15 protein-coding genes are annotated in these 14,501 nt (G+C 71.5%); 8 read left to right on the top strand and 7 right to left on the bottom strand.

The features are described from left to right. Positions 1–27: 27 nt before the first annotated feature. On the top strand, positions 28–1,668 hold the full coding sequence (locus ACFY36_RS22010) for a phospho-sugar mutase (protein WP_499747830.1): 1,641 nt from the start codon (positions 28–30) through the stop codon (positions 1,666–1,668). Between the two features lie 44 nt (positions 1,669–1,712). Here ACFY36_RS22010 and ACFY36_RS22005 read toward each other — a convergent pair whose 3' ends face one another. Next, entirely contained in the window at positions 1,713–2,396 is a 684-nt protein-coding gene (locus tag ACFY36_RS22005) for a GOLPH3/VPS74 family protein (protein WP_499747829.1), read from the bottom strand. An 84-nt stretch (positions 2,397–2,480) separates the two neighbouring features. Between ACFY36_RS22005 and ACFY36_RS22000 the strand changes: the two genes are divergently transcribed. After that, positions 2,481–2,963: an NUDIX hydrolase gene (locus ACFY36_RS22000; RefSeq protein WP_499747828.1), complete on the top strand. Its 483-nt coding sequence runs from the start codon at positions 2,481–2,483 to the stop codon at positions 2,961–2,963. Positions 2,964–3,147: 184 nt separating this feature from the next. Here ACFY36_RS22000 and upp read toward each other — a convergent pair whose 3' ends face one another. Beyond that, a complete protein-coding gene (gene upp, locus ACFY36_RS21995; protein WP_499747827.1) occupies positions 3,148–3,780 on the bottom strand; it encodes a uracil phosphoribosyltransferase in 633 nt (210 codons plus the stop codon). Positions 3,781–3,840: 60 nt separating this feature from the next. On the opposite strand from upp, the gene deoC reads away from it, so the two are divergent. From deoC to ACFY36_RS21970, 5 genes are all read left to right on the top strand, one after another. Then, positions 3,841–4,791 carry a deoxyribose-phosphate aldolase gene (gene deoC / locus ACFY36_RS21990; protein ID WP_499747826.1) on the top strand — a complete coding sequence of 317 codons (951 nt, stop codon included), beginning with the start codon at positions 3,841–3,843 and terminating at the stop codon, positions 4,789–4,791. Between the two features lie 5 nt (positions 4,792–4,796). Continuing rightward, positions 4,797–6,215, top strand: a complete 1,419-nt coding sequence (locus tag ACFY36_RS21985; protein ID WP_499747825.1) for an aldehyde dehydrogenase family protein — start codon at positions 4,797–4,799, stop codon at positions 6,213–6,215. Further along, positions 6,208–7,029 carry an aldehyde dehydrogenase family protein gene (locus ACFY36_RS21980; protein WP_499747824.1) on the top strand — a complete coding sequence of 274 codons (822 nt, stop codon included), beginning with the start codon at positions 6,208–6,210 and terminating at the stop codon, positions 7,027–7,029. Before ACFY36_RS21985 ends, ACFY36_RS21980 begins: the two co-directional genes overlap by 8 nt. 117 nt (positions 7,030–7,146) lie before the next feature. Further along, positions 7,147–7,998, top strand: a complete 852-nt coding sequence (locus tag ACFY36_RS21975; protein ID WP_499747823.1) for a SatS C-terminal domain-containing protein — start codon at positions 7,147–7,149, stop codon at positions 7,996–7,998. Positions 7,999–8,070: 72 nt separating this feature from the next. After that, complete coding sequence (locus ACFY36_RS21970; RefSeq protein ID WP_499747822.1) at positions 8,071–10,470, top strand: transposase; 2,400 nt, start codon at positions 8,071–8,073, stop codon at positions 10,468–10,470. A gap of 145 nt (positions 10,471–10,615) precedes the next feature. On the opposite strand, the gene ACFY36_RS21965 is transcribed toward ACFY36_RS21970, so the two are convergent. The 3 genes from ACFY36_RS21965 to ACFY36_RS21955 form a co-directional block, all read right to left on the bottom strand. After that, positions 10,616–10,744, bottom strand: coding sequence for a hypothetical protein (locus tag ACFY36_RS21965; RefSeq protein WP_499747821.1), 129 nt, complete (start codon positions 10,742–10,744; stop codon positions 10,616–10,618). Positions 10,745–11,241: 497 nt separating this feature from the next. Beyond that, the gene (locus tag ACFY36_RS21960) at positions 11,242–11,889 is read right to left on the bottom strand and encodes a 4a-hydroxytetrahydrobiopterin dehydratase (protein ID WP_499747820.1); all 648 of its coding nucleotides are present in this window, start codon (positions 11,887–11,889) and stop codon (positions 11,242–11,244) included. An 18-nt stretch (positions 11,890–11,907) separates the two neighbouring features. Beyond that, positions 11,908–12,372: an Lrp/AsnC family transcriptional regulator gene (locus ACFY36_RS21955; RefSeq protein WP_499747819.1), complete on the bottom strand. Its 465-nt coding sequence runs from the start codon at positions 12,370–12,372 to the stop codon at positions 11,908–11,910. Positions 12,373–12,471: 99 nt separating this feature from the next. On the opposite strand from ACFY36_RS21955, the gene ACFY36_RS21950 reads away from it, so the two are divergent. Beyond that, positions 12,472–12,930: a DUF2000 domain-containing protein gene (locus ACFY36_RS21950; RefSeq protein ID WP_499747818.1), complete on the top strand. Its 459-nt coding sequence runs from the start codon at positions 12,472–12,474 to the stop codon at positions 12,928–12,930. Here ACFY36_RS21950 and ACFY36_RS21945 read toward each other — a convergent pair. Beyond that, on the bottom strand, positions 12,919–13,863 hold the full coding sequence (locus tag ACFY36_RS21945; RefSeq protein WP_499748198.1) for a phosphotransferase: 945 nt from the start codon (positions 13,861–13,863) through the stop codon (positions 12,919–12,921). The genes ACFY36_RS21950 and ACFY36_RS21945 overlap by 12 nt on opposite strands. 94 nt (positions 13,864–13,957) lie before the next feature. Continuing rightward, positions 13,958–14,501 (bottom strand): GTP-binding protein (locus tag ACFY36_RS21940; protein ID WP_499747817.1); only part of this gene is annotated, 544 nt, incomplete at its 5' end.

Below are 14,501 nucleotides of genomic sequence, written 5' to 3'. Positions count from 1 at the left end.
GTTCGTCTCTCGTGCTATCAAACTCAGATGGCACCTGACGACGAACTGCGAGCCCTCGCCGAGACCTGGCTGGCGGACGACCCCGACCCGGCCACCCGCGCCGAGCTGACCCGGCTGATCGACGGCCTGCCCGGCACCGCCGCCGAGCTGCGCGACCGGTTCGCCGGACCGCTCACGTTCGGCACGGCCGGGCTGCGCGGCCGGCTGCGGGCCGGTCCGAACGGGATGAACCTCGCGGTCGTCACCCGGGCCGCGACCGGCCTGGTCACCTGGCTGGCCGCTCAGGGCGGCGAGGGACCGCTGGTGATCGGGTACGACGCGCGGCACGGCTCCCGCGAGTTCGCCGAGCAGACCGCCCGCGTCGCGACCGGCGCCGGGCGGGAGGCGCTGCTGCTGCCCGGGACCCTGCCCACGCCCGTCCTGGCGTACGCCGTGCGGGCCCTGGACGCGGTGGCCGGGGTGATGGTGACCGCCAGCCACAACCCGCCCCAGGACAACGGCTACAAGGTCTATCTCGGCCGTGGGCTCGGCGGTCCGGCCGGCGACGGCGCGCAGATCGTCCCCCCGGCCGACGCCGGCATCGAGGCCGCCATCCGGGCCGTCGGCCCCCTGTCCGGGGTTCCGCTCGGCGAGCCGGGCACGCTCATCGAAGACAAGATCATTGAGGGGTACGCCCGGAGCGCCGCGGCCACGCTCAGCGAAAGCGGCCCGCGTGATCTCGCCATCGCCTACACCCCCATGCACGGTGTGGGCGGCAGCACCCTGCAGGCGGCCTTCGCGGCGGCCGGCTTCCCGGCCCTCGCGGTCGTCGCCGAGCAGGCCGACCCCGACCCGGAGTTCCCGACGGTCGCCTTCCCCAACCCGGAGGAGCCGGGCGCGATGGACCTGCTGCTCGCGCTCGCCCAGGGCACCGGGGCCGACCTGGCCATCGCCAACGACCCGGACGCCGACCGGTGCGCCGTGGCCATCCCCACCGCCGACGGCGGGTGGCGGCCGCTGCGCGGCGACGAGCTGGGCGCGCTGCTCGGCGACTACCTCATCCGGCGGGGCGTCCAGGGGACGTACGCGACAACGATCGTCTCCTCGCAGTTGCTGGGCCGTCTGTGCGCCGCCCGGGGCGTGCCGTACGCCGAGACGCTGACCGGCTTCAAGTGGATCGTGCGGGCCGCGGAGGAGCTGGCCTACGGCTACGAGGAGGCGCTCGGCTACTGCGTCGCCCCGTCGCTCGTGCGCGACAAGGACGGCATCACGGCCGCGCTCACGGTGGCCGAGCTGGCGGCCGGGCTCAAGGCCGAGGGGCGCACGCTGGCCGACCGGCTCGACGAGCTGGCCACCGAGTTCGGGGTGCACGCCACCGACCAGCTCTCGGTCCGGGTCGACGACCTGGCCGAGATCGGGGTGGCGATGCGGCGGGCCCGCAGCGCCCCGCCCGCGACCCTGCTCGGCGCCCCAGTGGTCACTTCCGACGACACGGAGAACAACGTGCTCACGTTCCGCACGTCGTCGGCGCGCGCGGTCATCCGCCCGTCGGGCACGGAGCCGAAGCTCAAGGCGTACCTCGAAGTGGTCGAACCGACCGGCGAGGGTGACCTGACCGCGGCCCGCGGGCGCGCGGCGTCCTCGCTGCTCACCCTGCGGCAGGAGATCGCGGCGGCCCTGGGCGTCTGATTTTCGCCGGGCGCACGTTTACTCGCGCGCCCGGCAAACACCCGTCATGCCGGCTTGGGCGCGCCCAGAGCGGCCGAGATGGCCCGGCCCAGCGTCGCCACCACGAGGGCGACGGACGGGCGGACGATCGAGTCCTCCAGATTGGCGCTGCCCGAGAAGCCGGCGCCGGCGGCGATCTGCTCGAGACGCTCGTGCGCCTGGGCCGCCTCCTCGGCGGGCAGGCGCAGGGCCGGCTCCATGCGGGTCGCCACGAGCAGCGTGGCCAGGGCCGCGGTCCGCTCGTCGGTCGGGCCGTCGCTGGTCAGCGCCGTGGCCAGCCGGCCGCGGATCTCGGCTTCGAAGGCGGGGTCGGTCGTCGGGTAGCGGTGCACGTGGATGAAGCCCTGCTGGGTCTCGTCCACGTCCCGCACGACACCGCGGGCGCACAGGTCCTCGAGCACGCGGGTGCGCAGGCGGTGGCGCAGGCGCTGCAGCCACTGGGCCGGGGTGTGCGGCTCGTCCTCGGCGGCCTTGGCGAGGACGGCGTCGGCGATCGGGTCGCCGATCGGCCGGGTGTCGATGACTTTCAGGTATCCGTCGACGTACGCGACACGTCCCGCCAAGGCGAGATCGACCAGCACAGCCGCGGCCATGCCGAGGTCGAGCCCGATACGGGATCCGGTCGCCTTGCCGGTCTGGTCGTCGTACGCGAGGAGGAGCAGTTCCTCGGCGAGCGCGATGGAGGTCATGGCTCGAAACGATAGTGTCCCCAGTCACGCAGACCGATCGTCAGGACGGTTATATCCCGGTTGCTTCCTTATAGAGTCGCGCCCGTGCAGGCAATCATCGCGACCCTCGGCTACGTGCTGTCACCCTCCGGCGATCAGGTGCTCATGATCCGCCGTGACACCCGCCCGGACGACATCCACTACGGCAAGTACAACGGCCTGGGCGGCAAGCTCGAACCGGACGAGGACGTCGTCTCGGGCGTACGCCGGGAGATCTTCGAAGAAGCCGGCATCACCTGTGACGAGATCGATCTCGCGGGCACGATCTCCTGGCCCGGTTTCGGCCGCGGCGGCGCCAACTGGTTCGGCTTCCTCTTCCGCGTTCCGAAGTGGAGCGGCACCCCGCTGACCGGCAACGACGAGGGCAGCCTGCACTGGATGCCGGTGGCCGACGTGCTCGCGGGCGAGGTGCCGATGTGGGAGTCCGACCGCCATTTCCTGCCGCTGGTCTTCGCCGGCTCCCCCACCGTCTTCCACGGCGTCATGCCCTTCAGCAACGGCCAAGCCACCAGCTGGTCATACACCTAACCCTCTGACCGCAACCAAAGTCGCACTTCGCCCGCAAATGAGTTGAGCCCGGTTTTCCGACGCCGCGGGGTGTGCGGCGTTGGAAAACCGGGCTCAACTCATTTGCCTCAAGGGGCGAAGTGCCCGCCGAGCGAAGCGAGGCCAGCCAGCTCAGCAGCGCGAACCACCAAGCCCAGCCCCCACCTCAGAACCGACGCATCCCGCCAAACTGCCGATCCCCCGCATCCCCCAGCCCAGGAACGATGTACTTCTTCTCGTTCAAGCCCTCATCGATCGAAGCCGTAACCAACCGCAACGGCAACCCCGAGGCTTCGAGAGCAGCAACCCCCTCGGGGGCGGCCAGCACGCAGCAGATGATCACGTCGGTGCAGCCGCGGTCGACCAGCAGCTTGCAGCAGTGCAGGAGCGAGCCGCCGGTGGCCAGCATCGGGTCGAGCACCAGCACGGGCTGACCGGAGAGATCACCCGGCAGCGACTCCATGTACGCCCGCGGCTCGTACGTCTTCTCGTCGCGGGCCAGCCCCACGAAGCCCATCGACGACTCGGGCAGCAGCGCCAGCGCCGAGTCGGCCATGCCGAGTCCGGCGCGCAGCACCGGGACGATCAGCGGCGGGTTGGCCAGCCGGGTGCCCTCGGTGGGTGCGACCGGCGTGCTGATCGGATATTTCTCGGTGGCGAAGGAGCGGGCCGCCTCGTACACGACCATGGTGGTCAGCTCGTGCAGAGATGCCCGGAACACGCCGGAGTCGGTGTCCGCGTTTCGCATCGCGGTGAGCCTGGTCTGGGCGAGCGGGTGATCTACAACGAGTACGTCCACGGGGCACAACCTACCGGTCATTCAAGATCAACTGTCGGAGGGCCGCGTAGAATCGTTTTCATGACTGCGACAGCGACGTCAAGGCTGTCCGGCCTGCCCGATTCCACCTCTGATCTCCGGACTTTCCTGCACGGACTGCCCGGCGTCGACAAGGTGGGCGTCGAGGCCAGGGCGGCGGCGCTCGGCACCCGATCGGTGAAGACGACCGCCAAGGCCCAAGCCATCGACCTGGCCATCCGCATGGTCGACCTGACCACCCTCGAGGGCGCGGACACCCCGGGCAAGGTGCGGGCCCTCTCGGCCAAGGCCCTGCGGCCCGACCCCTCCGACCCGGCGTGCCCCCCGGTGGCGGCCGTCTGTGTCTACCCGGCCATGGTCCCGTTCGCGGCCGAGGTGCTGGCCGGCTCGGGCGTCCACCTGGCCAGCGTGGCCACGGCCTTCCCGTCCGGCCAGGCGCCGCTCGACGTCAAGCTGGCCGACACGCGCGACGCGGTCGCGGCCGGCGCCGACGAGATCGACATGGTGATCAGCCGGGGCGCGTTCCTGGCCGGCGACTACGGCAAGGTCTTCGACGAGATCGTCGCGGTCAAGGAGGCGTGCGGCGCCGCCCACCTCAAGGTCATCCTCGAGACGGGCGAGCTGGCGACGTACGACAACGTGCGCCGCGCCTCCTGGCTGGCCATGCTGGCCGGGGCCGACTTCATCAAGACCTCGACCGGCAAGGTCCCGGTGGCGGCCACCCTGCCGGTCACCCTGATCATGCTGGAGGCGGTGCGCGACTTCCGCGCGCGTCACGGGCGCCAGGTCGGAGTCAAGCCCGCCGGTGGCATCCGTACGACCAAGGACGCCATCAAATACCTCGTGATGATCAACGAGACGGTGGGCGACGACTGGCTCGACCCCGACTGGTTCCGCTTCGGCGCCTCCTCGCTGCTCAACGACCTGCTGATGCAGCGCACCAAGCTCACCACCGGCCACTACGCCGGTCCGGACTACTTCACCCTGGACTGAGGCCGATGTTCGAATACGCTCCCGCACCCGAGTCCCGCTCGGTCGTCTCCATCGCCCCGTCCTACGGGCTGTTCATCGACGGTTCCTTCACCGAGGCCAAGGACTCGTTCAAGACGATCAACCCGGCCAGTGAAGAGGTCCTGTCCGAGGTCGCCCTGGCCGGGCCGGAAGACGTCGACCGCGCCGTCGCCGCCGCTCGCCGTGCCTTCGAGGGCTGGTCCACGCTGCCCGGCTCCGAGCGCGCGAAATACCTGTTCCGGATCGCCCGGATCATCCAGGAGCGCTCCCGCGAGCTGGCCGTCCTCGAGTCGCTCGACAACGGCAAGCCGATCAAGGAGTCCCGCGACGTCGACCTGCCGCTGGTCGCCGCGCACTTCTTCTACTACGCGGGCTGGGCCGACAAGCTGAAATACGCCGGCTTCGGCCCCGACCCGCGCCCGCTGGGCGTGGCCGGCCAGGTCATCCCGTGGAACTTCCCGCTGATGATGCTGGCCTGGAAGATCGCCCCGGCGCTGGCCACCGGCAACACCGTGGTGCTCAAGCCGGCCGAGACGACGCCGCTCTCGGCGCTGTTCTTCGCCGACATCTGCCGCCAGGCCGACCTGCCGCCGGGCGTGGTCAACATCGTCACCGGCGCCGGCGACACCGGGCGCTACCTGGTCGAGCACCCCGACGTCAACAAGGTCGCCTTCACCGGCTCGACCGAGGTCGGCCGGGCCATCGCCCGCTCGGTGGCCGGCACCGGCAAGAAGCTGACGCTCGAGCTCGGCGGCAAGGCGGCCAACATCGTCTTCGACGACGCGCCGATCGACCAGGCCGTCGAGGGCATCGTGAACGGCATCTTCTTCAACCAGGGCCACGTGTGCTGCGCGGGCTCGCGGCTGCTGGTGCAGGAGTCGATCGCCGAGGAGCTGCTCGACTCGCTCAAGCGCCGCATGTCCACGCTGCGTGTGGGCGACCCGCTCGACAAGAACACCGACGTCGGCGCGATCAACTCCGCGGCCCAGCTCGCCCGGATTACCGAATTGTCGGAAATTGGCGCCACCGAGGGCGCCGAGCGCTGGTCGCCGGAATGTCCGCTGCCCGACCGGGGCTTCTGGTTCGCTCCGACGATCTTCACGGGCGTCACCCAGGCCCACCGGATCGCCCGCGAGGAGATCTTCGGGCCGGTCCTGTCGGTGCTGACCTTCCGCACCCCGGCCGAGGCGATCGAAAAGGCCAACAACACGCCGTACGGCCTCTCGGCCGGCGTCTGGAGCGAGAAGGGCTCCCGGATCCTGGCCGTGGCCGACAAGCTGCGGGCCGGCGTGGTCTGGGCCAACACGTTCAACAAGTTCGACCCCACGTCGCCGTTCGGCGGCTTCAAGGAATCGGGGTACGGCCGCGAGGGCGGCCGTCACGGCCTGGAGGCGTACCTTGCCTGAGTCATCGGTGCGCCTCTCCGTGCGCAAGACCTACAAGCTGTACGTCGGCGGGAAGTTCCCGCGCAGCGAATCAGGACGGACCTATCTGGTGGACGGCGACAACGTCTCCCTCGCCTCCCGCAAGGACGCCCGTGACGCCGTCGTGGCCGCTCGGGCCGCTCAGCCGAAGTGGGCCGGCGCCACGGCGTACAACCGGGGTCAGGTCCTTTATCGCGTCGCCGAGATGCTCGAGGCCCGCCGGGCCGAGTTCAAGGCCCTGGGTGTCAAGGGCGCCGAGGTGGACGCGGCGGTCGACCGCTGGGTCTGGTACGCGGGCTGGTCCGACAAGATCGCTCAGGTCGCGGGCGGCGCCAACCCGGTGGCCGGGCCGTTCTTCAACATCTCGGCCCCCGAGCCGACCGGCGTCGTGGCCGTGGTCGCCCCGCCGTCGCTGCTCGGCCTGGTCAGCGTCGTCGCGCCGGCCGTCGTCACCGGCAACACGGTCGTGGTGATCGCGGCCAACCCGCAGGCCGCCGTCACCCTGGCCGAGGTGTTCGCGACCTCCGACGTGCCCGGCGGGGTGGTGAACGTCCTGACCGGACACGCCGCCGAGATCGCGCCCTGGCTGGCCTCGCACGACGACGTCAACGCGATCGACCTCTCCGGTGTCGACGACGCCGACGGCGACCTCGCGACCGAGCTCGAACGCGCCGCCGCCGGCACGCTCAAGCGGGTTCTGCGGCCCTTCTCCGGGGACTGGTCCGCCGACCCCGGACTGGACCGGATGACCTCTCTCCTGGAAACCAAGACGGTGTGGCACCCGAAAGGTTTCTGATCGTTCTTTAAAGGTCAATGCAATTCGGTGGGGGACGGTCAGTCAGCGCCCAGGCGCGCCCACTAGGGTGTGTCGGCAGACTCACCGTCCCACAGCCCGATCAACGCGGAGGTCACCGTGGCCAGCCAGTCCGACGAGCCCGAGGCGCAGGCCGCCTCCACTGACGGGGCCTCCGGCACGCAGCTGTGGGAAGAGGTCGGCATCGAGCCGGTCGAGATCGCGCTGCCGGCCGGCGTCGGCATCACCCTCCGCGCCTACCGCAAGGCCTCCGAGATCACCCCGACCGAGACCGCCGTCGAGGAGGAGGACGACCTCTTCGACTCGCGCAAGCGGGCCGAGCCGGCCGAGGACGACGACGATGAGGAGATCATCGTCGACGAGGAGTACAAGGCGCTGCTGGCCGAGGGTTCCCCCGACGGCAAGGACGCCGACGAGCCCGACGCGGCCGACTTCGAGGACGAGGAGACCGCCCAGGCGGAGGATGAAGAGGTCCCCCTCTTCCTGAGCCACAAGGGCCGGCTGCTCGCCTTCAAGACCCCCGAGTCGCTGGTCTCCTTCATTCGTTCGGGTGCTCCGCACGACCTCGCACAACTCGACTCCTGGGCCACCCTGGCCGACCGGGTACAGTCGACGGACATCGACCCGCAGCCGGACGACCGCTACGAGCTCGACCTCGTGGTGGAAAATCTGCGCGGCGGGCACGACACGTGGGATCTTCCACTGCTCATCGCCGCCGGCGAGGTGGCCCGCGACCTGGGTCACGCGCTCCGGCTCAAGCCGGTGATCCTGGCACTGTCGCCGGGCTCGCCCCTCGATGATCTGGACGAGTCCCTCCGTTCCGCGGAAAGCGGCGGTATGGGCGGATTCTTCGGTCGTCGCCGATTGAAGAAAATCGGGGCACAACAGGCAAGTCTGGGCTGGCGCTCGGTAATCGGCAAGATCTCTGCCGCTGTGGACTGGCGCGACTGACCCCTCACCAGGGAGCATCAGTCCTTGGCCACCGACAGCAATGGGAAGTCCCGGGGAGGGGAGGACGACGCCGTGGCGCTCGTGCGCGTGTACTGCGGTCTGGCGTCGGCTGATGAATCGGTACGTGGGGCCTCGGCTCCGCAGCTGACCATCGCCGTGGTTGACGACGCAGGACGACTGCTCGGCGTTCACGAGATCGGCGACGATCCCGGCGGGTACGCCGAGCTCGGTTCGCTGCTCGTGGAACGGACGAGTGGATTCACCGACGCCGCGGTCGCCGCCGACAGCGACGACCACCTCGTGACGTCGCTTCTCACCGCGGCCGGCCGGCCGCTGGTCGTGGCCGACGACGACACCACCGACGACTTCGCCGAGCGCTTCGCCGACGACGACTCCGTCGAGGAGATGCAGGCCCCGCCCGCCGCCCGGCGGGCGGTCGGCCTGGCCCGGGCCCTGCAGGCCGGCGCGCTCACCGCGAGCGGCTTGCCGGTCTCGCGCGAGCTGATCAGCTACAAGCCCGTCCTGGCCGCCCACGTCGCGCTGCTCAACGGCCGGCACGCGGCCGCCACCGCCCTGCGCGAGGTCCTGCGCGAGCTCTACCCGGCGGCCCTGCGGGCCTATCCCGACCCGTCCCACCCGCTCGCGCTCTCCGTGCTCGACGCGCTGCCCGAGCCCGGCCGGCTCACCGCCGAGGGCGACTCCGAGCGCGCCGCCGAGCAGGTCGCCCGCGAGCTCACCCGGGCCGGCGCCGGCACCGAGGACGAGATCATCGCCGCCGTCACGGCGCTGCACGTCGCGATCAGCGAGTCACCCCGCCGCGGCGGCATCAACAAGTCGCTCGCCCCCGCCGCCGGCGAGACGGTCCGCCAGGCCGTCGCCGCGGTCCGCGCCTGCGACGCCGCCTGCTCGTCCCTGATCGGCACGATCGCCGCCCGCAGCACGCCACCGGCCGGCGCCGGCCGCCGGAGCGCCCGCCGCACCCCCGAGCCGTCCTCGCTCCAGGCGGTGGCCGCCTTCGGCCGTCGCGGCCGCCCCGAGCCCGCCGCCACCGGCAGCGGCCCGGCCTCACCGCAGCCGCTCACATCGCCGCCGGTCGCTCCCGACCCGATCGGCCCGCCGCCGCTGGCGCCCTCCCCGGTCGCGCCGCGCCCGTCGGCCCCGGCCGCCGCGTTCCCCAACCGGGCGCCGAGCAGCCGCCCGGTGTCGGCCCCGAGCAGCCGCCCGGTCTCCGGCCCCGGCAACCGGCCCATCTCGACGCCGCCGCCCCCGCCCGGCATGACGCCGATCACGCCGGGCTCACGCCCCGTGCCCGGCTCACGCAACCCGGTGGCGCCGACGTCCTCGCCCTCGTTCCCGGGCTCTTCGTCGTCCACTCCCTCGTTCCCGAGCGCCCCGTCGTCCGGTTCGCCTCTGTTGGGCGGCACCGGCGCCGGCTCGTCCTTCCCGGCCGCTTCGGTGTCACCGGGCGCCTCGGCCCCCTCCTCGGGCGCGCCGACACCGGCCGAGACCGGCCAGCCGTTCCGGGCCACGCTCACCAACGCGGCGATCAACAACGCCCGCGCCGAGCGCCAGCGCACGGTCATCCCGCCGCGCCCGACGACGACCCGCCCGCCCGCGTCGACGCCGCCACCGAACAACAGCGCCACCGACTACTCGCTGCCGATGCCGGCCCAGCGCCCCGGCGGCCCCGAGGCCGAGCCCGGTTCGCGCGCCAACTGGCCCCTGCTGAACAGCGGCTCCGACGACACGGCGACCATCCCGGCCGCCTCGACGAGCTCCCCGCCGGCCGACGGCCGGGTCCGCCCGCCGTGGCAGGACATGCCCAAGGAGCCGCCGGCCCTGCGCCTGGTCGACACGGGCAACAGCCTCGACGCGACGGTCACCGACCTGCCCGCGGTCACCGAGCCACCCGCGCTGCGCCTGGTCGAGGGCGAGGCCCGCCGCAACGCGATGGCCCGCCGCGTCCCCACCGGCACGGCGACCAGCTCGACCCTGACGGCGCTCGACCGCAGCATCGCCCCGCCGGTGCCGGCCGACAGCAACGACGGCGACCTGCTGATCTTCGCCCAGGCCCGCTCGGCCTGGTTCACCGGCCACACCGAGCAGACCGACAAGCTCGACTGGACCAACCCGAACGACACGGGCTGGCGCGCGGCCGAAAAGGCAGCCACCCCCGCGGTGGCCGCCGAGACGGCCGCCGGCCTCCCGAAGCGGGTCCCCCAGGCCAACCTGGTCCCGGGTTCCCCGCTGCGCGAGGAGCGCCCGCTGCGCATCGTCCGCGACGCCGCGAGCATCGCCGCACACACAACGGGCTACTTCCGCGGTTGGCGCCGAGGCCAGGAGATCGGCGGCTTCGCCATGGGCGGCCGCCCGGGCCGCGAGTCCGCCGGCGGCTGGGACTTCACCCGAGACGGCGGCCAGGGCGAAGAAAACGAATACCGCAACGACAACGCGGGCTACGGCTCCCGCTGACAGCAAGGACGGCCGGCGCTCGGGTTCCTCCCGGACGCCGGCCGTCGCTTTTCCACCCCAGCACGCCCAACTCGGCCTGGCCCTGCCCGGCCGCGCCGCCCTCCCGCCACGGTGGCCCAGCTCGCCCCGCCTCCCACACGGTGGCCTAGACCGCGCCGCCCCACCACACGGTGACCCAGACCGCGCCGCCCTCCCACACGATGGCCCAGACCGCGCCGCCCTCCCACACGGCGACCCAGACCGCGCCGCCCTCCCGCAGGCGGCACTTCCACACGCTGCGCGCAACCGCGCCGCACCCCCGCGCGCCCTCGCGGCCGCCCTTCGATCACGGCCCCACCCGGCCTCATCACCCCATCACCCGCCAAGCGGCGGCGACTCACCTCGTGGGGTTGTCCACAGGCTTCTGGTTGTTGTCCACAGGGCGCCGGCGTGACCTTGGACTTTTCCGCGACAATGGGTCAGGCGGAGGCCCCCGAGGAGGGCGGGTCCTGCGGTAGGCCCAGTTGGCGGCGGTCCTGCGGTAGGCCTTGCGCGGAGCGCGGGTGGTGCGGTAGGCCCTGCGCTACGGAGCGGGTGGTGCGGTAGGCCCTTGCGTCGCGGAGCACCGGTGCAGCGGTAGGCCCTTGCGCCGCAGAGCACCGGTGCTGCGGTAGGCCCTGCGCCGCGGAGCACCGGTGCAGCGGCAGGCCCCCGCTCGGAGCGCCCTGCGGCCAGCGCTGAGGCCAGTCCCCGCGACCAGCGGTTCTAACGAGGGCAGAACCCGTGACGAGGTCAGCTCTGACGGTCCTGCCACGTGCACAGGCAGACCCGGTTTCCCTCGGGGTCGGCCAACACCCAGAACGCCGGCGCCTCCTCATCGCTGACCAGCGTGCCGCCGGCCGCCACCGCCGCGTCGATGCGCGGCTGCACCTGTGCCGGCTCCAGCCAGATGTCCGGGTGCCAGCGCTGCCTCGGCTCCTCCGAGCCGCTCTCCTGGAACCAGATCGCCGGGAGCACGTCCGCCGGGTCCACCAGGTCCTCCTGGCCCTCCGGTGTCTCCATGGCCAGGATCGCGGCCCAGAACGGCCGCACAGCGCCGTACGCGGGTGAATCCAGCCCCCACTCCAGGCGGGAGACGCTCGCGCTCTCCAGGCGCACACCGGCGCCCGAAGCGATCGACGACACGGCCCGGGCCAGGCGGATGTCGCGCTGGGTCACGCCGTGGACGTCGTGGCTGGTCAGGCGGATGTCCACCTCGGTGTAGCGCAGGGTGACGTCGGGGTGGTGGTTCATGCGTTCGGCGACCTCGCCGATGGCGTTCACGATCTTCAGGCCGGTGGCGAAGTCGCCGGTGTGTACGCGGGTCTGCAAGCCGCCCGGCACGTAGACCCAGCCGTCGAGCTTCTCCTCCGCGATCTGCCTACCGTTCAGCACAGTCATTCCCCCATGCTGCCGCCATCACGCTGTCGGCGCGATCCGGTTGTTGCGGATGTGCTCGTAGACGATCGACGTGCGTACGTCGGCGACCTCCGGCCTCTCGGTGAGCCGGTCGATGACGAACGCGTAGAGGCTGTCGTTGTCGGGCACCGCCACGTGCACGATGAAGTCTTCGTTGCCGGTGGTCACGTACACCCCGAGGGTGTCGGGCAGGGCGCTCACCCACTCGCGGAAGGCCTCTATATTGCGCCGGGACGGCGGCCGGATGCGGACGGCGATGAGCGCCTGCACCGGGCGGCCGATGGCCGGTAGGTCGACGTCGAGGATGGCGCCGCGGATGATGCCTCGCCGGCGCAGGGAGCGGGTGCGGTCGAGGGCCGTGGTCGCGGAGACGCCGACGGCGGCCGCGATCTCGCGGTTGGTCTTCCGTGCATCCGACTGCAACTCGCGAAGGATCGCCTTATCAAGTTCGTCCAGATCCGCCATTACGGACCTCTTTCCGACATTAGTACGGATCAATTGCCGTACGACCTTATACCTGCCTAGCATTTCGGGAGAGCAACCGGCACAAGAACGGACGAAGCCATGATCGGATTTACCGCCGAGGAGATCGACCAGGGCGCGCCCACCCGCGCCGCCCGCCTCAAGTGGGTCGTGGTGGTCGACGCCGGCCTGGCGCCGGGCCGCGCGGCCAACGCGGCCATCTGCACGGCCGCCGCCACCTCGCGGGCCGTGACGGGCCTGCTCGGCGACGACGCGGTCGACGCCGACGGCGGCACCCATCCGGGTCTGCCCTGGCTGGGCTGCACCGTCCTGGCCGCCGACGCCGACACCCTGCGGACGATCCGCCGCAAGGCCGCCGCCCGCGCCGACTTCTTCGTGGCCGACATGCCGGCCGCCGCCCAAAGCACCCGCGTCTACACCGAATATCTCGACGCCGTGAAGGAGACCGGCTCCGAAAGCCTGGACTACTCCGCGGTCAGCATCGTGGGTCCCCGCAACCCTGTCGACAAGATCGTCGGCAAGCTCCCGCTACTCGGGTAGGCCGAGCGCCTTCGCGATGTTCCACTCGGCCAGCTGGAGCATCCAGTCCCGCTCGGGGAAGTCGGTCTCGGCGATCCGCAGCGGCCCTTCGATCAACGCCAGCACCTGCGCGTACCGATAGAGCTCGAGACGGTCAAGGTCAAGATCGACAGGCTTGAGGCGGCCGTACGAGGGACCGAAGCGCAGTTGCAGGAAGGCATGCTCCCATTCGACGTCGAAGTACGTCAGCCCCTCGATATCGATCATCACGGGTTCTCCGCCCGCCCCGATCAGCACGTGGTCCGGCCCCAGCTCGCCGTGCACCAGCCCGTACGTCGAGCGGGGCCGCACCGCCGCGTGCAGCCGCCGCACGTGGCCCTCGATCCGGGGCGCCGCCTCGGCCAGCCGGCCGTCCCGGGGCGTCACCGCCCCGAGGTGCGCCAGGGCCCGATCGAGGATGACGTCCTCGGCCGGCCGCGCCCCGCGGAGATCGGCGAGCCGGCCCCAGGCCGGGCTGGTGGTGGTGTGCATCCGCCGCAGGGACTCGCCGAGCTCGGCCAGCGGCGCCTCGGCCGCCGCGGGGTCGCGCTCCATCAGCGCCTCGAGCTTCTCGCCACCCGCATCCTCGACGAGGGCCAGCCCGGCGTCCCGGTCGAGCCACAGCAGATGGGGTACGCGGACACGCGCGGCCACCAGAGCCGCATGGTTGGCCTCGAACAACTCCAGCCCGGACGCGTCCGTGAACGGGTCGTCCGGCACGGTTGCCGACGGCGGCCAGTAGTTCTCGGCGTCGGCCCACACGTACAGGATCGCCGTGGCGCCGTCGCCGAGCCGCAGCCGGTAGACGCCCTTCTTCGTGCCGCCGGTGAGCCGGTCGAGCGCGACCGGCGGGCTCCCCAGCGCTGCGGCCACCACATCGGACACGTCACCAAGCGTGAGGAAGGTACGCACGATCGACGATCATCGGCGCTGCCGGGGGTGGCCGCAACCGATTTTGAGCATGCAGAAGCCCCGCTCCGACTCAGCGGAGCGGGGCTTCAACCGATCGTCAGGCGGGCGCTACCGCGCGCGTGCGACGCATCGTCAGCACATACTCCACGAGGGAGATGAGGACGTTCTTCGTCGACTCACGGTTGCGGGCGTCGCAGCTCACCACCGGGACGTCACTCGAGATCGCCAGCGCGTCCCGAACGTCCTGAGCGTTGTGATACTGCATGCCGTCGAAGCAGTTGATCGCCACCAGGTACGGCAGGCGGCGGTGCTCGAAGAAGTCGATGGCGGCGAAGCAGTCGGCGAGCCGACGCGTATCCACCATCACGACAGCACCGATCGCGCCCCGGACCAGCTCGTCCCACATGAACCAGAACCGCGTCTGGCCGGGGGTACCGAACAGGTAGAGGATCAGGTCACGGTCGATGCTGATCCGGCCGAAGTCCATGGCGACGGTGGTCGTCATCTTGCCCGGCACCTGCCGGTTGTCGTCGACACCCACGCCGGCCGAGGTCATGATGGCCTCGGTCGTCAGCGGGGTGATCTCCGAGACCGACCCGACGAGCGTCGTCTTGCCAACGCCGAATCCACCGGCGATGACA

This window comes from Actinoplanes sp. NPDC000266, assembly GCF_042899005.1.
Lineage (GTDB): Bacteria > Actinomycetota > Actinomycetes > Mycobacteriales > Micromonosporaceae > Actinoplanes.
The sequence above is the reverse complement of the archived record's forward strand: the minus strand, read 5'-3'. Positions and strand labels throughout refer to the sequence as shown.

What these genes read in the sequence shown, in the direction of transcription:
- ACFY36_RS22010 (WP_499747830.1), top strand. Translation starts at nt 28, where the DNA reads ATGGCACCTGACGACGAACTGCGAGCCCTCGCCGAGACCTGGCTGGCG.
- ACFY36_RS22005 (WP_499747829.1), bottom strand. Translation starts at nt 2,396, where the DNA reads ATGACCTCCATCGCGCTCGCCGAGGAACTGCTCCTCCTCGCGTACGAC.
- deoC (WP_499747826.1), top strand. Translation starts at nt 3,841, where the DNA reads ATGACTGCGACAGCGACGTCAAGGCTGTCCGGCCTGCCCGATTCCACC.
- ACFY36_RS21985 (WP_499747825.1), top strand. Translation starts at nt 4,797, where the DNA reads ATGTTCGAATACGCTCCCGCACCCGAGTCCCGCTCGGTCGTCTCCATC.
- ACFY36_RS21960 (WP_499747820.1), bottom strand. Translation starts at nt 11,889, where the DNA reads ATGACTGTGCTGAACGGTAGGCAGATCGCGGAGGAGAAGCTCGACGGC.
- ACFY36_RS21955 (WP_499747819.1), bottom strand. Translation starts at nt 12,372, where the DNA reads ATGGCGGATCTGGACGAACTTGATAAGGCGATCCTTCGCGAGTTGCAG.
- ACFY36_RS21950 (WP_499747818.1), top strand. Translation starts at nt 12,472, where the DNA reads ATGATCGGATTTACCGCCGAGGAGATCGACCAGGGCGCGCCCACCCGC.